Raw genomic sequence first — 20,060 nt, forward strand, 5'->3', positions numbered from 1 at the left:
GCAGACTTCCAAGGAAGCCGCTCACGGGGTGCTTCTTTTTTTTGTGTTTGCTCGTCAGTAGTGTCAATTCGCCCAGTTCTGAATACCATGAAAAGGTGATCAAGAGCAGAATCAGGGAGGCGTTGGCAAGTGGAAAAAGTGGAAGCGAAGAAAATATGCAAGGAACACATGCACCGTTATGTATGTGTACAGATGAATGACGGTATGCACTACGATGGCATTATGGAAAATGTGGATGACGAAATGATCTACCTGGCTGTTCCCGTTGGACCGGAAGCCATGGTGAATCATGCGAACTGGGCTCCAAATGCAATGCCGGGAGCAAACTATCCGATAGGTCATACTCGCGGATTTTACCCAGGATACGGGTACCCTACTCCTTATCCATATTATGGTTATGGACGTAGACGTTTTAACCGGCTTGTGCTCCCGTTATTTGGGCTTACAGCGTTAAGTCTGTTACCGTATTATTGAGATTGAATATCAGGCATAAACTATAGTGAGTCATTCTCATGCACCTTATGAAAGTTTTTGAAAAAGAATAAGTTGAGGATGGCTATGTTTCATTCATGGATACTGTAAAGTATGAAATAGAGCGGTCTTATCACATATGGAGTCCAGCCTGATGTATCGCGACAGTCATTGCAATACAACGGGCAACATACCGAACATCCAAAAGGTCATGCCTGTGCAGAAGCGAACTTCTGTAAGGCATGACCTTTTTTTGAACCTAATTAGTGTAAGGTCGATGATGAACGGATAGTACATAGCGTGTATTCAAACTTGCTGAAAGCAGAAGCTGGCCTGAACGTGTCCGCAGCAGACGCGAACCGCATCCTGAATATGTGAGAACGTGCCTATGTGCGAGTAAATGATTAAGACACCGCAAAGCTTTAATTCTCTATTCGATAAAAATCTTCGCTTCGGGATGGAATCGCTGCTGTTCTCTTGCCCACGGTTGGAGGAGCAGAGCATGGTGTGCGAGCGCTGACGAATCTGAGGCATCTTATTCAAGCCTTTGAAGCGCCCGCAAAATTTTAAGGAATCTGATACACGCTATATCTGCATAAACAGCTGCTTTCAGCATTTTTTGAGGTTATTTTGGGAAATAACGTGCCTGCTGTTCCTTATAATTTCAAATGAGGGCCTGAACGCCAAATAAGACGTCCTGTGTTCCTTAGAAAATCGTCGACTACCCATTCGCGAGCATCAGCCAGCATAGACTTTATTCAAAATGTCCTTAACTTAATGCAGATTTCAAATCCCCAAGTAAATCTTCAACATCCTCGATCCCAACGGAGATCCGAATCAAACCATCCGTGATCCCCAATTCTTGCCGACGTTCATAGGGAATGGAAGCATGTGTCATTCGGGCAGGGACAGAAATTAAACTTTCCACCGCGCCCAGACTTTCAGCCAATGTGAAATAACGGACTTTGCTTAATGCTTCATCTACTTTTTCAGCACTACCTACATCAAAGGAAACTATACCGCCATATCCTCTCGCTTGCGTGGAAGCGAGCTTGTGCTGCGGATGGTCGGGCAACCCGGGATAATAGACTTTGCTCACTGTTGGATGTTGATTCAAAAATGCTACAAGCTGCTCTGTATTGCGTTCTTGCGCTTCCATCCGTAGTCCCAATGTTTTAAGACCTCGCATTAACAACCAGGAATCCATAGGTCCCAGAACTGCGCCAATTGCATTTTGAATAAAATGCAGATCTTCACCAAGTTGCTCGCTGTTGACAACCGCAAGTCCTGCTACGACATCACTATGACCACCGATATATTTCGTTGCAGAATGCAGTACAATATCTGCGCCCAGAGCCAGCGGGGTCTGCCAATAAGGCGTACTAAACGTGTTATCCACGATGAACAGCAATTCATGTTGTTTCGACCATTTCGCTACAGCAGCAATATCGGTGACCTTGAGTAACGGATTGGTAGGTGTTTCTACATAAATGGCCTTTGTATTGGATTGCAAAGCCTGCTCCAGTGCTTGTAGTGAGGTGGTATCTACAAAGGTAGACTCGATCCCCAGACGATTCAGCACTTTGGTGAAAATGCGATAGGTCCCGCCGTATACATCATCCGTCAGAATGACGTGATCTCCAGTTTTCAAGAGAGACAACACAGCGTGAATTGCAGCCATGCCCGAACTGAAAGCAAAACCGCGAACGCCATCCTCCAGCTCTTTAATGATATCTTCCAACGCATGACGGGTAGGGTTGCCTGTACGTGAATACTCGTATCCTTTGTGCACGCCAACCGATTCTTGCTCATACGTGCTTACTTGATAGATCGGTACACTCACTGCTCCAGTGTGTGGATCACCAACAATACCTGCATGAATCAGCTTGGTTTTTGGTCTCATTTTATTGTCCTCCATTATAGATATTTTGGCTTAAATACCGTTCGCTGCTATCCGGGAAAATAACGACGATGTTACTTCCGGGGGCTGCGCGACCAGCTTCGTTTAATGCGGCTTGCATAGCCGCTCCTGAGGAGCTTCCTACCAGTAATCCTTCCAATAGGGCTAGATCTTTGACCCGCTCAAAGGCATCTTCATCTGAGATCGTATGAATGGCATCAAAATAACTCACATCCATAAAAGGAGATAACGTTTCGACCCCTATTCCTTCTGTACGATGAGGTCCCGAGGGACCTCCTGCGAGAATCGAACCTTCGGGTTCTACGATACATGTTTTGATTAACGGGTTTTGCTCCTTCAAATAGCGAGAACCTCCCATGAAAGTACCGCCTGACCCGGCTCCGGCGACATATACATGCACCTGTCCGTTCAAATCACGCCATATCTCAGGGCCCAGATGTTCATAATGTGCGAGTGGGTTATCCGGATTGGAGAACTGACCTGGAATATACGAACCTGGTATTTCTTTCGCCAACGATTCCGCCTTGCGTATGGCACCCGTCATTCCTTCTGATGTGGGTGTGTTCACAACCGTAGCTCCAAGAGCTTTCATCAATTGCTGCTTCTCGACGCTGAACTTCTGAGGTACCGTGAAAATGACCTTTAAATTCAGGCCTGCTGCCGCCATTGCAAGACCAATTCCTGTATTGCCTGCGGTAGCTTCAATCACCGTTCCACCTGGCTTAACATCTCCTCGTGCCAAGGCCTGCTCCAATAAAAACTTGCCGATCCGGTCTTTCACACTTCCTCCAGGATTCATGAATTCCAGTTTGGCGAACAGGCGGATTCCTTCCGGTAATGGATAACGAGTTAATTCAAGCAGAGGCGTATTACCTATAAGTTCCTGTACATGTTGATAAACGGTCAAATTAACCAATCTCCTTTTTTACGTTCATTAACCATACATATTTGTTTACTCGGGAAAAGTGCGTGATAAAACCATATTTCAATAAAATGGCTTGTAATACATCCAATTTCGTATAGTATTTGGCTCGATGATAGATGGAGAGTTGACCTAGATTACCTGGTTGTGTGCCTAGAGATTGGACGTGGGTTTTTACTTCTAGTATGATAGAAGGGAATACATACATTGGAATACAAAGGAGGGTATGAACTATGGATTGCTTATTTTGCAAAATTGTAGAGGGCACCATTCCCTCCAATAAAGTACTGGAGAATGACCATGTTATCGTGTTTCATGACATCCAGCCCGCTGCACCGACACATGTTCTCGTCATTCCGAAGAAACATATTGCTTCGATGAATGAAGTTACCGCAGAAGATCTGCCTTTGATCGGTGAGATTCATCTGGCTGCTCAAGAAGCGGCCAAGCGCCTTGGTGTGGAGGAAACAGGATATCGCTTGATCAACAATTGTGGTAAGGATGGAGAACAAACCGTTCATCATCTGCATTACCATTTGTTGGGTGGTACCAGGCTTGGCGTGTTGACAAGTCTGTCCGATTCTCACAAATAAACGAGCTAATGGGTACTACTATTGAGGATTTAGTCATATGTATTAAATCCATGAATGTGTGACCAAATGCTTATATAATGAATCCATTTCATAATACCTTTGAGTTATGAAATGGATTCAAATAAGTGATCATTACATTGAGGTTGACACCTTTATTATCTTTCGCCTATAATGTAAGATGATGAACCGTGTTATTGCTCTTGGACGGTCTGGTCGGAGGGAGGGAAAACTGGTGTCTGAAACTAAAGTTCGCAAAAACGAGACTATTGATGCTGCACTTCGTCGTTTTAAACGCTCCATCGCTAAAGATGGCGTATTGGCTGAGGTGAAGAAACGTAAGCATTATGAGAAGCCAAGCGTAAAGCGCAAGAAAAAGTCCGAGGCTGCTCGTAAGAGAAAGTTTTAGGAGGATTTTAATTACATGAATCTTAGCGAACGATTGAACGAAGATATGAAGCAAGCGATGAAGAGTAAGGACAAGTTCAGACTCTCCAACATTCGGTTGATTCGTTCGACGATCAAGAATCTTGAAATAGATTTGAAAAGAGATTTGGATGACAACGAAGTGCTTGATATCCTGAGTCGTGAAATCAAACAGCGCAAAGATGCCCTCCAAGAATTTGACAAAGCGGGCCGTGAAGATCTCGCGGCAAATGCAAAAGCGGAAATTGAAGTACTCATCCAGTACCTTCCCACACAGCTTACCGAAGAAGAAATTAAAGTTATTGTACAGCAGACCATCCAGGAAACCGGTGCTTCTTCGAAAGCCGAGATGGGGAAAGTCATGGCGGCCCTTATGCCGAAAGTTAAAGGCAAAGCGGACGGCAAACTGGTAAATCAAGCAGTTCAACAATTTCTGCAATAAAGCAAATCAATAAACACCTTCTGACTTGTCAGGAGGTGTTTTTTCCATTTATCAGAAGGCATGATGTCCTTGGGATGGCGAAATTTCTTTTTAATGGTTAATATATATTATTATGGATTTTTATTCTTGCATTTGATCGAGTTTTCAAATATAATTTTAAGATTTTGAAACGAAATGTTGCATTGCACGTAATAAATACCATAAGCTGGACAGTATAACATTAATGGAAAAGGGGGGGACTATTGTGAAGGGAAAGCGCCGGAAGAAGCTTACGGGGCCATTGATGCTCTTAATGCTGCTGACGCTGTTGCTTCCTGTCTGGATTGGATCACCGTCAGCGCATGCAGCTGAGAAGAGTGGCGCCGTATATATTATTCCGGTTGATAAACCAATCGAGCAGGGACTTGGCAAGTTCATGGAACGCGGGTTCAAGCAAGCAGAAGAGATGAATGCTGGGCTGATCGTTCTTGATATCAATACGCCGGGAGGCCGTGTCGACACTGCAGAAGCATTGGGTACCCTAATTAAGGACAGTCCGATCGAGACTGTTGCATTTGTCCGTGGAGATGCTGCTTCAGCCGGGAGTTTTCTGGCTCTGAATGCAGATAAGATCGTAATGTCACCAGGAAGTATGATTGGTGCGGCAGCAATGGTGGACAGTTCGGGTAAACATGTTGATGATCCAAAGCTTGTTGCATTCTGGAAAAGCAAAATGCAGGGAGCGGCTGAAATCAGTGGTCGTGATGGCAAGATTGCAGCTGGAATGACGGATGTCAACATCGTTGTTGAAATGCCAGAGATCAATAAAACGAAGCAAAAAGGTGAGATTATTGCTCTCTCGGCTGAAGAAGCGCTGAAAGTTGGTTATGCCGACCACATCAGCAACACACCGGAAGAAGCGGCAGCTTGGCTCGGTTACAGTCAGGATGACGTATTTAAGGTAGAACGAACGACAGCGGAGAATATCTCCTCTTTTCTTACCAATCCGGTTGTTATGACTGTGTTATTGTTCCTCGGAATCGCGGGTGTGATCATTGAATTGATTGTTCCTGGTTTTGGAGTTCCTGGTATTGTAGGTATCGTGTGTTTCGTGTTGTATTTCTCGGGTAATTACATTGCGGGATTTGCCGGAGCAGAGACATGGGTGCTATTTACCGTCGGACTCATCATGATGATTCTGGAGATGTTTATTCCGAGCTTTGGTATTCTGGGGATTTTGGGATCCATTGCGCTTGTTGCAGGTGTTGTGAGGGCTGCTTATGATACGAGTGATGCATTCGTTTCCCTGGGTATCGCTTTCGGAGCAGCATTGGTAGTGATTGCGATTATCGCAGTACTGTTTAAAGATCGAGGGATATGGAATCGGTTCATACTGAGTGACAGCATGTCTGCTGATCGGGGTTATTCATCAGCCACAGAACGCAAAGAGCTGGTTGGTCTGCAAGGAATCAGTCTGACACCACTTCGTCCTTCTGGAACAGCGATGTTTGAAGGGGAACGAATTGACGTTGTGACCGACGGAGATTTTATTCCCATCGATACTCCGATTATTGTGATTAAAGCGGAAGGTACCCGGATTGTGGTTCAGCAAGCTTTGCCGGTGTAACCCGCTCTGTTGTCGAAGCGGATTAACGCTTCGGCAATGTACATAACCACGTAGCTGAAGCTGCCAGCGAGGTGGTGCATTCTTTAATTTAGCAGCGGATTCAAGAGTGTCTTCTCTTCTCAAATATTTTTATCAAATTCAAATTGCAAATGGAGGAAATTAAACAATGGACACATCTATGATTACGATTTTGCTCATTGCGGTAGTAGGTATTATCGTATTGAGCGTATTCTTCAGCTTTTTCCCGGTTATGCTCTGGGTTTCAGCGATTGCATCCGGCGTACGCGTAAGTATTATTACACTGGTAGCGATGAGACTGAGACGTGTAACGCCTAGCCGTATCGTAAATCCACTGATCAAAGCTACCAAGGCGGGTCTTAAATTAACCATGAACCAACTGGAAAGTCACTTCTTGGCCGGTGGTAACGTTGACCGTGTTGTAAACGCTCTGATTGCTGCACAACGTGCCAACATTCCACTCGAATTTGAACGTGCAGCTGCTATTGACCTCGCAGGTCGTGACGTATTACAAGCCGTACAAATGAGCGTTAACCCACGAGTTATCGAAACACCGATTGTCTCTGCGGTTGCCAAAGATGGTATTGAAGTTAAAGTTAGAGCACGGGTTACGGTTCGTGCCAATATTGACCGTCTCGTCGGTGGTGCTGGTGAAGAAACAATCATCGCCCGTGTTGGTGAAGGTATCGTAAGTACGAACGGTTCCTCCAATTCTCACAAAGACGTCCTGGAAAATCCGGATCTGATCTCCCGTACCGTATTGTCCAAAGGTCTGGATGCAGGTACTGCTTTTGAAATCCTGTCCATTGATATTGCGGACGTTGATGTAGGTAAGAACATTGGTGCCTTCTTGCAAACAGAGCAAGCAGAAGCTGACAAACGTATCGCTCAGGCGAAAGCAGAAGAGCGTCGTGCAATGGCCGTAGCGCAAGAGCAAGAGATGAAAGCGCGCGTAGTGGAAATGAGAGCACGTGTGGTTGAATCTGAATCCCAAGTACCTCTTGCCATGGCTGAGGCACTTCGCAACGGTAAAATTGGTGTGATGGATTACATGAACCTGAAGAACATTGAAGCGGATACTCAAATGCGTAACACATTGGGAAAACCTGGTGAAGGTTCGAATTCCAACGATCAGGGTGATTCCAAAAACGGAAGATAGGCGGTGAGTGCAAATGGGCCTATTTGAATGGATTTTTGATAATTTGTACATTGTAGCGGTTATTGGTTTTGCACTCTTCTCCTTCTTGGGGAAAGCTGCCAAATCGGCTGATCCGAACAAAAAGCGTCCTGCCAATGGGATGCCTACATTTGGAGGCAGTGGTGATGCAGGCCGGGATGAACGTTCAAGAGACAATTCATCTCCGCAGCAGTCTTCCGGACCTGCAGACCCGCGTTATGATGAACAGTATGACGATCGGTATGATGACGTGCAATATGAGAATCAGTATGATCAGCCGTATTCGGAGCCTGCTGCAACTTCTCGCCCCGCAACTGACTACAGAAGTGAGGGCACGATGAGTGCCATGGCAAATTCACTTGAGGAACAGATGAGAGGTATGGAAGAACAGCAACGTTTGATCGAAGAACGCTTGAATCGCATATCTTCTGCGAATAAGCCAGTTGTGTCTGATTCCAGTTGGGATGAGACCAGCACCGATGGATCGGGAGCGTCTCCGCTTCGTCCGGCAGACATTCGCACAGGTGTCCTGTGGGCAGAAGTACTGGGTTCCCCTCGTTCCAAGCAACCGTTTGGTACAAGAGGAAAACTGTAAACAAGTCAATTTATTGGACGGAAATAAAGCCGTCTCTGGTGAGCAGAAAGCCGCCGGAGACGGCTTTTTCTGTGTTCTATCCTTTTTTCTCAACAATTGTCCCTAACACGCCCCGGAATTTTCATAAATTCATGAATCTGCGCATAAGTTGAACTGTAGAGGAAGGGGGAAGACCTTCGAATGACCCGGATCAGCCGCAAGCTGCGCAGATGGACCAGTGAAGTGTTGGATCTGCCGCAGGATGTGCTTTATGATATGCCACGGTTAACCCTGATCGGCAGTAAGCAACTGTATATAGAGAATCATCGCGGTGTCATCCATTTCACGCCGGATCGTATCGTGTTGGCTCTTTCCCAAGGCCAGTTAGAGATCAAAGGAACTGCCTTGGTGATACGTAACATTTTGCCGGATGAAGTAGCTGTTGAAGGAACGATTCTGGATATTCATATGAATGGAGTGGAGGGGAACGGATGAAGCAGCCCAGTCTGTACAAACTGCGGGGAGCAGTCCGAATCACGGTCACTGGGGGAGACATTGAAACATTGATCAACACGGTGGCAGAGCAGGGACTGGAAGTGTGGAACCTGCGTGCTCACGATGGACGCGTGGCAGAGATGAACATTCTGCTGCCGCATTTTTTCAGGTTGCGTCCTGTGTTGAAACGGACAGGCTGCAGGGTAAAAGTAACCCATCGCAGCGGTTTCCCTTTTTTTGCGGCCCGTTTATTGCGGAGGAAGTTCTTTCTTGGGGGTATGCTATTTTTTGTGGCAGCTTTGTTTGCGTTGTCTTCGATGGTATGGAGTGTGGAGGTCAAAGGTAACGTCACCATTCCCACCGACGAGGTGCTTGCAGCAGCGAAGAAAGAGGGCATATATCCTTTGCAATGGGGGTTCCGTCTGCAAAGCCAAGACAAGCTCTCCAGGCAGCTTGCACTCGCTCTGCCGGATGTAACCTGGATTGGCGTGAGTAAAGAGGGGACAACCATTACCATTCAGGTCGTAGAATCGGCGCAACCAAAGCGCGAACCATTACTGAATCCCAGACATCTGATCAGCAAGTCAGATGCTGTCGTCACTCAAATCTATGCGGAGCAGGGACGCCCTGTTGTTCAGAAGGACATGCGTGTCAAAAAGGGTCAGGTATTAATCTCGGGGATTCTCGGGGATGAGGAGAACACCAAAACCATCGTTGCCAAAGGCGAAGTTCGTGGTCTGGTATGGCGTGAGTACCAGGTAGAGGTTCCGCTAGTGCAAAAACATAATACAATGACAGGTGAGAGCAGAGAACGTTTTTACATGGTGCTGGGGAATTGGGCGATCCAACTGTGGGGGTACGGAAGTACACCGTTCAGTTCATTTGATACTGAGAGTAATCATAGACCATTGACGTGGCGATCCTTTACACTGCCCATGGGTTGGCTGACAGAGAAAGATCTGGAGACCCGAGAGCATGAGGAACAACAGACGATAGAATGGGCCAGAACGAAAGGATTGGAAGGAGCAAGGAACGATATTATCGCCAAAAACGGTAAAGGAACAAAAATTATAAGTGAAAAAATTTTGCATGAGAAGAAAGAGAATGGTAAAGTTTATATGAAAGTCTTATTTGAAGTAGAAGAAAGCATTGCGGAAGAACTTCCGCTAGTCCATAGTCAAGGAGAATGAGGATATTTGTCAGAGCAAACACGCAGCATACAAATCTCCCTCCAGAGTGCGGGAGAGGGTCAATCTCTTTTTGGACCCCAAGATACTTTTCTTAAACTGATTGAATCCGAGATTCCTGCCCAGATTGCATCCCGTGAAGCGGAGATTGTGATTTTCGGCAACGCACAGCAGGTGGAATCGCTTGAACAATTATTTGATGTGTTACTGCAATTGATACGCAACGGATATGTGTTAACTGAAAGAGATGTGAAGTATGCGATTGAACTTGCCAAGGATATGCGGGCAGACCAGCTATTGGATCTGTTCAAGGGCGAGATTACGACAACGTACCGAGGTAAACCAATCCGTGTTAAAACCATTGGACAGAAGCACTATGTAACTACAATTAAAAAACGTGATATTGTATTTGGCATTGGTCCTGCCGGTACAGGTAAAACCTACCTTGCTGTTGTACTGGCTGTTGCCGCAATTAAAGAAGGTAGCGTCAAACGCATTGTACTTACACGGCCTGCTGTTGAAGCAGGAGAGAGCCTTGGGTTTTTGCCAGGTGATCTTCAGGAGAAGGTAGACCCGTATCTGAGACCGCTGTACGATGCCCTGTATGACGTTATGGGACAGGAACAGACCGCGAAGGCATTGGAGCGTGGGTTAATCGAAATTGCACCACTCGCCTACATGCGAGGGCGTACCTTGGATGACTCGTTCATCATTCTCGATGAAGCACAGAACACAACGCCGGAACAGATGAAGATGTTTCTGACCCGTCTTGGTTTTGGCTCCAAAATGGTCATCACCGGAGACGTGACACAGATTGATTTACCGCGTGGTAAGAAATCCGGGCTTGTGGAAGCGAATACGATCTTGAACGAAGTTAACGAGATTGGATTTGTCTATTTTGCCGAGCAAGATGTTGTGCGGCATTCTCTCGTCCAGAAAATTATCGTGGCTTACAACCACGCCGCAGAAAATCAAGCATAGAAAGGGATTGTCTAAAGTGACCTCGAAGGAACCGTCAAAAGGCAAATCTTTTCAGAATAAGGCTACAGGATGGAAGTATAGCGTGTGGGCACGCTATCTTCTGTTTTTGTTTCTGGTGATTCTTTTCTACGTGAGTCTGGCTTCCAAGCTGCTCCCTGAGCGCTATGATATTCAGGAAGGGACACGGAGTGAAGTAGACATTGCTGCGCCCATGCAGATTCCGAATAACAAGGCCACACTCAAAGCACAGGAAGAAGCTGCTGAACGGGTACAGCCGATATTTCAGATTGTCCAGTTGCGCAACGAAAATTTGATGACTACCCTGCTTGATCGTGTAGATCGATTAAATCAGGATGATCAGATTTCAAGTCAGGACAAGATTGATATTTATCGGGATGAAATTCCGCAGCGCCAGAAGGATTTTGTGACCAACTATATCAATAATAATCGGAAAGCCGGTACATACTCCGAGACTCTTTTGGAAGAGATCAGAAATGTGGTACAGGAGCAAAGCTACCGTATTCCCGAAGAAACCTACATCAAAATCTCACGTCTGACATCAGATGATATCCAGGAGATGAAACCAGTTGCGAGGGATATTGTTGCCCGGTTAATGACGGATCAGATCAGCGACGCAACCACTGCCCGTGCCAAAGTAGCTGAGATGGTGAGTGTCAGTTCTCTTAGTAAGCGTACGCAACGTGAGGTCGTGCAAGAGCTTGCTCGCCTCGTAGTGACCGCTAACCGCTTCTACGATGAAGAGGGAACCAAGGAAGCGAAAGTTCAGGCGCGTGAGAACACGCAAACCGTCTTTATCAAGCAAGGGGACACATTAGTTGCCAAAGGTGAGATGATCACCCCGGAGATGTATACTTTGCTGGATGAAAATGATTTGCTGAAAAATGAAGTGAACTACTGGCCGCAGCTTGGACTTCTTATGTTCTCCTGTCTGTTGTCGGCAGCAATTCTGATGTATATTCAGCAATGCAGCGGAACGCATTTTAAATATAATAATGCGCAGCTGTTGATGCTTGTTCTTATTTTTATTATTACGATTGTAGTTATGCACGTGACGGCGATTATTCAGACCAATGAGACGTCATACGTGGGCTTCCTTGCACCTGTTGCGGTAGGGGCAATGTTAATCGCGTTGTTGCTGGATACGTCGCTCGCCTTTGTATGTTCGATCTTGATCGGTATGTTGTCCAGCATCATTTTGAACACGCATCAGGGTCAGCTTTTTGACTTCGAACTAGGGTTCTTCGCCGTGGTAGTTTCGTTTGTTGCGATCTTCGCAACGCATCGGGCTAGCCAGCGATCGACGATCCTGAAAGGGGCCATTATGGTCTGCCTGTTCGGGTCCATAGCCGTCTTCACCCTGGCTTTGATTGACTCGGGAGATTGGAACCGAACCACGACACTGTATGGCATTGGATTTGCATTTGCGGGTGGCGTATTAACTGCCATACTGGTCATTGGGCTGATGCCATTTTTCGAAACTTCATTTGGCATTTTGTCAGCGCTCAAACTGGTGGAACTGTCTAATCCGAACCATCCGCTTCTACGCAAGTTGCTCACGGAGACACCGGGTACCTATCATCACAGCGTTATGGTAGGGAATCTGTCCGAAGCTGCAGCAGAAGCCATAGGAGCTAACGGATTGCTCTGCCGAGTCGGTTCGTATTATCATGATATTGGCAAGACGAAGCGCCCCATCTATTTTATTGAGAATCAGAACAATATGGAGAATCCGCATGATTCAATTGATCCGAAACTGAGCAAGTCCATTATCGTTGCCCATGCGCGCGATGGTGTGGAAATGCAGAAGGACTACAAGCTGCCCAGACCTATTCGGGATATTGCGGAACAGCATCACGGCACAACATTTCTCCACTATTTCTATCACAAAGCATTGCGCCAGGCTGAAGAAGCAGGCGTTGAGCCTGATTTCACGGAAGAAGATTTCCGTTACCCTGGGCCGAAGGCTCAGTCCAAGGAATCGGCTATTGTTGGCATTGCCGATAGTGTGGAGGCTGCTGTGAGATCTTTGCGCAAACCGACAGTGGAGCAAGTGGAGTCCATGATTGAGAAGATTATAAAAGGACGATTGGACGATCATCAATTCAATGATTGTGACCTTACGATGCGTGAACTGGATATCGTCGCCAGAACATTGAAGGAAACGGTGATGGGTATCTTCCACTCCAGGATAGAATATCCGGAGGAGATTAAGAAACCAAAGCCGACTTCACCCGAAGCAGGCTAATTCAATAATATTAGTAGACAGGAGTTATGAAAGAATGAGTCTTAACCTGGCATGGAATAATGAACAACAGGATAAAGAAATTACAGAACCGATGATTGCAATGCTGGAACAGCTGCTGAATCTTGCCGGAGAAGCGGAAGATGTAGCAGACGGGGAAGTGGCTCTGACTTTTGTGAACGATGAGCAGATCCATGAGTTGAACCGTGATTATCGCGGTATTGACCGTCCTACGGATGTATTGTCTTTTGCAATGAACGAAACGGTGGATGAAGAACTCGATATTATCTATGAGCTGGACGAAGATGAAGAAATGGAAGAAATGCCGGATGTTCTTGGAGACATTATCATTTCCGTACCACGGACCATCCTGCAAAGTGAGGAGTATGGACACTCATTTGAACGTGAGCTTGGTTTTCTGTTTGTCCATGGTTTCTTGCACCTGCTCGGATACGACCATCAGGATGAAGCTAGTGAGGCTGAAATGATGGGCAAACAAGAAGCGGTATTGGCCCAGGCCGGGTTGACACGATAATGAAAAGACGCTCCTGGGGTCTGGTATTCCGCAATGCTGCGGAAGGAATCGCATATGGGTTGCGGACTCAGCGTAATGTGAGAGTTCACACGGGAGTGGCTATTTTGATGTGTGTAGCCGGCTTTTTTTTCAGAATCTCAAGAACGGATTGGATGTTTGTGCTGACCGCTGTCTTTTTGGTCCTGGTGACTGAATTGATGAACACGGCTGTAGAGGCAGCAGTTGATTTGGCACATCCCCATATCCATCCGCTGGCAAAAGCGGCGAAGGATACCGCGGCCGGGGCAGTTCTGCTGGCTGCGGTATTCGCCGTCATCATCGGTTGTATCGTTTTTATTAAGCCGGTGATGAGCTGGCTAGGTTTGTACTGATTTTGTATTAACTTTGATTCGTTTTGATTTGATTTTAATACTACACACTAATATAAATTTACTTGATGCAAACACGATAACGGAGAGGTCAGAAAAAACCTGAAGAAACGGAGTGTGCGCCTTTATCCCCGGAGTTCCCCTTAATTAAAAGGGATCAAAAAAATCTGGGGATAACAGCGCTCGGAAGGTTGTTCTGACAGCGGAGTGTCCAGTGTAAATGCACTAGTTTGATTTTATATTGCACCCTAAGGGAGAGAATAATGATGGATAACGGTTTGTTAATGCAAGAAGCAATTAAGGCACGTACGAAGGCGTATACGCCTTACTCCCATTTTGGTGTTGGCGCGGCTTTGCTTGACAGTGAAGGTCATGTGCATCATGGTTGTAATATTGAGAATGCTGCGTATACACCAGGTAATTGTGCTGAGCGTACGGCGATGTTCAGTGCCATTGCAGGTGGGCAGAAGCCTCGAAGCTTCAAAGCGATTGCCATTGTGGGAGACACGGATGGTCCGATTGCCCCATGTGGCGTATGTCGTCAGGTCATGTACGAACTGTGTGAACCCGATATGAAGGTCATCTTGGGGAACTTGAAAGGTGATCTGCAAGAGACCACCGTTGCTGAACTGTTACCTTGGGCTTTTGGGCCTTCTGATCTGAATTCTGCCAAAAAATAAACCGATATTCCAGGCCTAGGCGCCTGAGGAGGAACATATGAAAAAACAAAAATTCAAATCCGGTTTTGTAGCCATTATCGGACGTCCTAACGTTGGTAAATCCACTTTGATGAACCAAGTCATCGGACAGAAAATTGCAATTATGTCGGACAAGCCGCAAACAACCCGTAATAAAATTCACGGTGTATATACATCGGACAATCAACAGATCGTTTTTCTGGATACACCAGGGATTCATAAACGTCAGTCCAAATTAGGCGATTATATGAACCAGACCGCTTTGAACACACTGAGTGAAGTAGAAGCAGCCTTATTCTTGATTGATGCTTCCGAAGGTATGGGTGGTGGTGACCGCTATATTGCGGAACAGCTGAAAAATATCCGTACGCCTGTCATTCTCGTCATGAACAAAATTGACAAAATTGAGCCGGAAGCGCTGTTACCACTTATTGAAGAGTATCGCAAATTACACGATTTCGCTGAAATTGTCCCTGTGTCTGCCAAGCATGGCAATAATGTCAGCACATTACTGGAACAGCTCGGCAAGTATTTGCCTGAAGGTCCACAGTACTATCCTGATGACCAGGTTACTGACCATCCGGAGCAGTTTGTATGTGCCGAGTTGATTCGTGAGAAAATTTTGCAAATGACTCGTGAAGAAGTGCCTCACTCCATTGCTGTAACGATCGAAGATATGAAAGTGCAAGATAACGGTGTCGTTTATATCTCAGCTGTCATATTTGTGGAACGGGATTCGCAAAAAGGGATCATTATCGGGAAGCAGGGTGCCCTTCTGAAAGAAGTGGGTAAACGAGCTCGACATGACATTCAAAACTTGCTTGGCTCCAAAATTTTCATGGATCTGTGGGTCAAAGTGAAAAAGGACTGGAGAAATCAGGATCGAGTTCTGCGTGATCTTGGCTTCGGGCGCGACTAATAATCCAAGTTGTATCCAGTAATTGCAACACATAGTTTACCTTGCAAGACTCCATCCTATTTGGTAGATGCAGACGTCATTTCCGAAGAGAGGATGAAATTCCGATGCGAGATTTTTCGTGGAAGGTTTTTGCGATGACGGGGGATGTGGAGTCCTATTTGTTATATACCGAGGCGTGTAACTCGTTAGGACAGGAGTCGGATAATGCAAGCGAAGTGATTGAAGATGAAGAAGTCGAAGGATAACTGGCTGATTCGGGAATGGTTAGGTGACGAGGCATGCTATACAGGGTGGAAGGCATTGTCATCCGCAGCATGGACTACGGCGAAGGGAACAAAATCATTACGCTTTGCACCGAAAGCGGCGGGAAAGTAGGGGTACTCGTCCGCGGTGCCAAAAAGCCCAAGAGCCGACATGCTGCACTGGTGCAGCCGTTTACGTATGGTCAATATGTATATTTTCGCAATACAGGTCTAGGCACACTGAACGCTGGAGAAATTATTGAATCTTATCATGAGTTGCGTGAAGATTTGGTGAAGGCCTCATATGCCTCTTATGCGTGTGAACTATTGGATCGGGTGCTTCAGGATGAAGAGACAGGTACATTTTGGTTCAAACAGTTAAAGGCGTGTTTGCAGGCGTTGAAGGAAGAGAAAGATCCGGTTGTTATTACAAGTCTGTACGAAATGAAAATATTACAGGCATCCGGATATGGTCCACAGTTCGATGAGTGTATCTCCTGCAACCAGGAGCGACCAGATGAGCAGTTGTTTATAAGTCCCAGACTTGGTGGCGTCTTGTGTCGAGCATGCAAACATTTTGATCCTCCAGCGATGTCAGTTAGTCCAAAGGCTCTGAAGTTGTTGCGTTTGTTCGCACAGTTGGATCTGCAGCGCCTGGGGAATATATCAGTGAGTGAATCTACCCGTGATGAGATCAAAAAGTTGATGCGTGCTTTTATGGATCATCAGCTCGGTCTGAATCTTAAATCCCGTTCTTTCCTCGATCAGATGGAGAAGTACGGGATTTGAGGCGTTTTGGTGGAAGTGAAACTATATCTTGACTTCATACTAAATCTTATATATTATGAGTTATAATTTCTCTTTATGAGACATGCATTGAACGAGAAAGTAAAAGACTGGATTTATTGCATTTATGGAGACAAGTCGTTGTATAACACTTGGGAATCATGAATGAGCGAGCCGGGGATGGTGGGAGCCTGGCTGAATCGGTTTTTGAAACGGCACTCGGGAGCATGAATGGACACGGAAAAGTGGGCGGGAACGAACAGGATCATCTTGTTTGATCTAAGCCAAGTAGGGTGGAACCGCGGGAATAGCTCTCGTCCCTACGTCTGTACAACAGGCGTAGGACGGGGGCTATTTATTGTTGTCTGCGCCGTCCTAAGCTTGCTAACAAACCATTGAAAAGGAGCATGATTATGAATTTTCAGCAGATGATTCTAACGCTGCAACAATTCTGGGCCGAGCATAACTGTATTATTGTCCAGCCATACGATACGGAAAAAGGGGCAGGTACGATGAACCCGATGACCTTTTTACGCTCGCTTGGACCCGAACCTTGGAAAGTGGCCTATGTGGAGCCTTCCCGTCGTCCTTCGGACGGACGTTATGGTGAGAACCCTAACCGGCTGTACCAGCATCATCAGTTCCAGGTAATCATCAAGCCTTCTCCGGACAATATTCAGGAAATTTACCTGGAAAGTCTAAAGCGTCTGGGCATTGATCCGCTCAAACATGATATTCGGTTTGTTGAAGATAATTGGGAGAATCCTTCCCTTGGTTGTGCAGGTCTTGGTTGGGAAGTATGGTTGGACGGAATGGAAATCACGCAATTTACGTATTTCCAACAGGTTGGTGGAATTGAGACAAATCCGGTAGCTGTTGAAATTACGTATGGTATGGAGCGTTTGGCTTCTTACATTCAAGATAAAGAGAATGTGTTTGATCTGGAATGGGTGGAAGGTATCACTTATGGTGATGTATTCCGTCAGCCAGAATTCGAACACTCTAAATATACGTTTGAAGTATCTGATGTCAAAATGCTGTTTACACTCTTCAACATGCATGAAGAAGAAGCAAACAAGGCCATGGCGCAGCATCTGGTATTCCCGGCATATGACTATGTGCTGAAATGTTCCCACACGTTCAACCTGTTGGATGCACGTGGAGCCATCAGTGTAACGGAACGTACGGGTTACATCACACGTGTCCGTAATCTGGCTCGCCAAGTCGCTGCAACATATATGGAAGAGCGTGAGAAGCTAGGCTTCCCGCTGATCAAGAAAGGGGGAGCCGAGCATGTCTAAGGATCTGTTGTTTGAAATCGGCCTGGAAGAAGTACCTGCACGCTTTATGCGCGCAGCGATCGCACAGCTGCAAGAACGTGTCGTGAAATGGCTTGATGCATCCCGCATTGCTTATGGTGAAGTGAATGCGTATGCTACACCGCGCCGACTGGCTGTTTTGATTCAGAAAGTGGCCGAGAAGCAGGAAGATATAGAGGAAGAAGTGAAAGGTCCTTCACGCAAAATTGCCCTAGATGACAGTGGCAACTGGAGCAAAGCTGCACTTGGATTTGCCCGCAGTCAAGGTGTTGAACCAGACCAGTTCACGTTCAAGGAATTGAACGGTGTCGAATATATCTATGCTACGAAGAGCAGCAAAGGTGTGGAAACGGCTTCTGTTATTGGCGAAGGGTTGCTCTCTGTACTTCATGCCATGACGTTCCCGAAATTCATGCGTTGGGCTTCCTATGATTTCAAATTTGTACGTCCAATCCGCTGGATGGTGGCTATGCTTGGCAGTGAAGTCATTGATCTTGAAGTGGCAGGCGTCAAGTCTGGCAATGTAACTCGCGGACATCGTTTCCTCGGCAAGGAGGCCGTGATCTCCAATCCGTCTTCTTACGTGGAATTGCTACGTTCCGAACATGTCATTGCAGATATCAAGGAACGTGAACAGATGATTGTATCCCAGATTCAAGCATTGGCTGCCGAGAAAAAATGGGATATTGCGATTAAGGAAGACTTGCTGGAGGAAGTATTGTTCCTGGTGGAAACACCGACGGTATTGTTCGGGACATTTGACTCTTCATTTTTGAATATTCCACAAGAAGTATTGATTACTTCCATGCGTGAGCATCAGCGTTATTTCCCTGTACTGGACAATGAAGGACAATTGTTGCCATTCTTCGTGACGGTACGTAACGGTGGAAGTGATTCACTGGACGTTATTGCCAGAGGGAATGAAAAAGTTCTGCGTGCACGTCTGTCTGATGCCAAGTTCTTCTATGAGGAAGATCAGAAACTTCAGATTAAGGATGCATTGTCGAAGCTGGAAAGTATCGTCTTCCAGGAAGAATTGGGAACGGTTGGAGATAAAGTGCGTCGTATTCGCAAGATTGCCGATGGACTTGCTGCCAAACTGCAAGTATCCGGTGATGTTGCTGAATCCGTTAGCCGCTCAGCAGATATCTGCAAATTCGATCTGGTGACACTGATGGTGGGAGAATTCCCGGAACTGCAAGGTGTGATGGGTGAGGATTACGCTCGTAAAGCTGGCGAAAAAGAAGAAGTGGCCAAAGCGGTATTTGAACACTATCAGCCACGTTTCGCTGGAGATCAATCCCCTGCTTCTCTTGTTGGTGCCATTGTGAGTGCTGCGGACAAAATGGATACAATCGTGGGTTGTTTCTCCATCAACATTATTCCAACGGGTTCGCAGGATCCGTATGCGCTGCGCCGTCAGGCTGCAGGGATTGTACAGATTTTGCTGGATCACAAGCTTCCGCTGACATTGTCAGACGTGTTCGGAGTAGCACTTCAAGTACATGCCCAGATGAACCTGTTGAAACGTGCAGATGAAGAGGTTCGTAAAGATCTGCAAGACTTCTTTGGTCTTCGTGTGAAAAAATTGTTGTCCGAAACGGTTCGCTACGACGTAGTGGATGCCGTAATTTCTTCCGGATTCGATGATATCAGCGCTGTGGTACCAAAAGGTGAAGCGTTGATGGCGGCTGTTCTGACAGGAGACGCATTCAAAACAACGGTTGAATCGTTCAACCGTGTAGGTAATCTGGCTGCCAAAGCATCCAATGCTTCCGTACATCCAGAACTGTTCACAGAAGATGGAGAACGTCAGCTTCATGAGGCATGGAGCAAAACGAATGCAGAATATCGTCAGGCGTTGACTCAGCATCACGCTACTGAAGCACTGGCTATTGCATCTGCCTGGAAAGATGGTATTACCTCATTCTTCGATTCGGTCATGGTTATGGCTGAAGATGAAGCTGTTCGGGCGAATCGACTTGCCTTGCTCGCGGCTATTGATCGTGACTTAAAAGGATTTGCTGATTTTTCCAAGTTGGTTTGGTAATTGTGTGTATTTCATAAGTCCTTTTCAACAGACTTGGCGCAAAGCTAAAATTCAGTATTAAAGAAGGATA

The 20,060-nt window shown here is 46.2% G+C and carries 21 protein-coding genes; 19 read left to right on the forward strand and 2 right to left on the reverse strand.

The window, feature by feature from the left end:
- Positions 1–129 precede the first annotated feature (129 nt).
- On the forward strand, positions 130–474 hold the full coding sequence (locus D829_RS0102370; protein WP_017687233.1) for a hypothetical protein: 345 nt from the start codon (positions 130–132) through the stop codon (positions 472–474).
- A gap of 766 nt (positions 475–1,240) precedes the next feature.
- Here the strand turns inward: D829_RS0102370 and D829_RS0102375 are convergent.
- Positions 1,241–2,374 (reverse strand): bifunctional cystathionine gamma-lyase/homocysteine desulfhydrase, encoded by a 1,134-nt coding sequence (locus D829_RS0102375; RefSeq protein WP_017687234.1) that lies wholly within the window; start codon positions 2,372–2,374, stop codon positions 1,241–1,243.
- A 1-nt stretch (position 2,375) separates the two neighbouring features.
- Positions 2,376–3,299 (reverse strand): cysteine synthase family protein, encoded by a 924-nt coding sequence (locus D829_RS0102380; protein ID WP_017687235.1) that lies wholly within the window; start codon positions 3,297–3,299, stop codon positions 2,376–2,378.
- Between the two features lie 248 nt (positions 3,300–3,547).
- Here D829_RS0102380 and D829_RS0102385 point away from each other — a divergent pair, with 248 nt between their 5' ends.
- The 18 genes from D829_RS0102385 to glyS all read left to right on the forward strand — a co-directional run bounded on the left by D829_RS0102385 (position 3,548) and on the right by glyS (position 19,990).
- Positions 3,548–3,907, forward strand: coding sequence for a histidine triad nucleotide-binding protein (locus tag D829_RS0102385; protein ID WP_017687236.1), 360 nt, complete (start codon positions 3,548–3,550; stop codon positions 3,905–3,907).
- A 232-nt stretch (positions 3,908–4,139) separates the two neighbouring features.
- Positions 4,140–4,313, forward strand: coding sequence for a 30S ribosomal protein S21 (gene rpsU, locus D829_RS0102390; RefSeq protein ID WP_005547957.1), 174 nt, complete (start codon positions 4,140–4,142; stop codon positions 4,311–4,313).
- Between the two features lie 15 nt (positions 4,314–4,328).
- Entirely contained in the window at positions 4,329–4,772 is a 444-nt protein-coding gene (locus D829_RS0102395; RefSeq protein ID WP_017687237.1) for a GatB/YqeY domain-containing protein, read from the forward strand.
- Positions 4,773–5,055: 283 nt separating this feature from the next.
- On the forward strand, positions 5,056–6,378 hold the full coding sequence (locus D829_RS0102400) for an NfeD family protein (RefSeq protein ID WP_085981433.1): 1,323 nt from the start codon (positions 5,056–5,058) through the stop codon (positions 6,376–6,378).
- A gap of 166 nt (positions 6,379–6,544) precedes the next feature.
- Positions 6,545–7,555 (forward strand): flotillin-like protein FloA, encoded by a 1,011-nt coding sequence (gene floA, locus D829_RS0102405; RefSeq protein WP_017687239.1) that lies wholly within the window; start codon positions 6,545–6,547, stop codon positions 7,553–7,555.
- A gap of 13 nt (positions 7,556–7,568) precedes the next feature.
- Positions 7,569–8,168 carry a hypothetical protein gene (locus tag D829_RS0102410; protein WP_017687240.1) on the forward strand — a complete coding sequence of 200 codons (600 nt, stop codon included), beginning with the start codon at positions 7,569–7,571 and terminating at the stop codon, positions 8,166–8,168.
- A 180-nt stretch (positions 8,169–8,348) separates the two neighbouring features.
- On the forward strand, positions 8,349–8,642 hold the full coding sequence (gene yqfC / locus D829_RS0102415; protein ID WP_017687241.1) for a sporulation protein YqfC: 294 nt from the start codon (positions 8,349–8,351) through the stop codon (positions 8,640–8,642).
- Entirely contained in the window at positions 8,639–9,832 is a 1,194-nt protein-coding gene (gene yqfD, locus D829_RS0102420) for a sporulation protein YqfD (protein WP_017687242.1), read from the forward strand. The genes yqfC and yqfD overlap by 4 nt, the downstream gene beginning before the upstream one ends.
- 6 nt (positions 9,833–9,838) lie before the next feature.
- Positions 9,839–10,810 carry a PhoH family protein gene (locus D829_RS0102425; RefSeq protein ID WP_017687243.1) on the forward strand — a complete coding sequence of 324 codons (972 nt, stop codon included), beginning with the start codon at positions 9,839–9,841 and terminating at the stop codon, positions 10,808–10,810.
- Between the two features lie 16 nt (positions 10,811–10,826).
- A complete protein-coding gene (locus D829_RS0102430; protein WP_017687244.1) occupies positions 10,827–13,076 on the forward strand; it encodes an HDIG domain-containing metalloprotein in 2,250 nt (749 codons plus the stop codon).
- 34 nt (positions 13,077–13,110) lie between these two features.
- Positions 13,111–13,608, forward strand: a complete 498-nt coding sequence (gene ybeY / locus D829_RS0102435; protein WP_017687245.1) for an rRNA maturation RNase YbeY — start codon at positions 13,111–13,113, stop codon at positions 13,606–13,608.
- On the forward strand, positions 13,608–13,979 hold the full coding sequence (locus tag D829_RS0102440; RefSeq protein ID WP_017687246.1) for a diacylglycerol kinase family protein: 372 nt from the start codon (positions 13,608–13,610) through the stop codon (positions 13,977–13,979). The genes ybeY and D829_RS0102440 overlap by 1 nt, the downstream gene beginning before the upstream one ends.
- Positions 13,980–14,242: 263 nt before the next feature.
- Complete coding sequence (locus D829_RS0102445; protein ID WP_017687247.1) at positions 14,243–14,656, forward strand: cytidine deaminase; 414 nt, start codon at positions 14,243–14,245, stop codon at positions 14,654–14,656.
- Positions 14,657–14,693: 37 nt separating this feature from the next.
- Positions 14,694–15,593 carry a GTPase Era gene (gene era, locus D829_RS0102450; protein WP_017687248.1) on the forward strand — a complete coding sequence of 300 codons (900 nt, stop codon included), beginning with the start codon at positions 14,694–14,696 and terminating at the stop codon, positions 15,591–15,593.
- Positions 15,594–15,697: 104 nt separating this feature from the next.
- Positions 15,698–15,838, forward strand: coding sequence for a YqzL family protein (locus D829_RS32760; RefSeq protein WP_017687249.1), 141 nt, complete (start codon positions 15,698–15,700; stop codon positions 15,836–15,838).
- A gap of 33 nt (positions 15,839–15,871) precedes the next feature.
- Positions 15,872–16,624, forward strand: coding sequence for a DNA repair protein RecO (recO, locus tag D829_RS0102460; protein ID WP_017687250.1), 753 nt, complete (start codon positions 15,872–15,874; stop codon positions 16,622–16,624).
- A 410-nt stretch (positions 16,625–17,034) separates the two neighbouring features.
- Positions 17,035–17,922, forward strand: coding sequence for a glycine--tRNA ligase subunit alpha (gene glyQ / locus D829_RS0102470; RefSeq protein WP_017687252.1), 888 nt, complete (start codon positions 17,035–17,037; stop codon positions 17,920–17,922).
- Entirely contained in the window at positions 17,915–19,990 is a 2,076-nt protein-coding gene (glyS, locus tag D829_RS0102475) for a glycine--tRNA ligase subunit beta (protein ID WP_017687253.1), read from the forward strand. The genes glyQ and glyS overlap by 8 nt, the downstream gene beginning before the upstream one ends.
- Positions 19,991–20,060 lie beyond the last annotated feature (70 nt).

The organism is Paenibacillus sp. PAMC 26794 (genome assembly GCF_000316035.1).
GTDB lineage: Bacteria > Bacillota > Bacilli > Paenibacillales > Paenibacillaceae > Paenibacillus.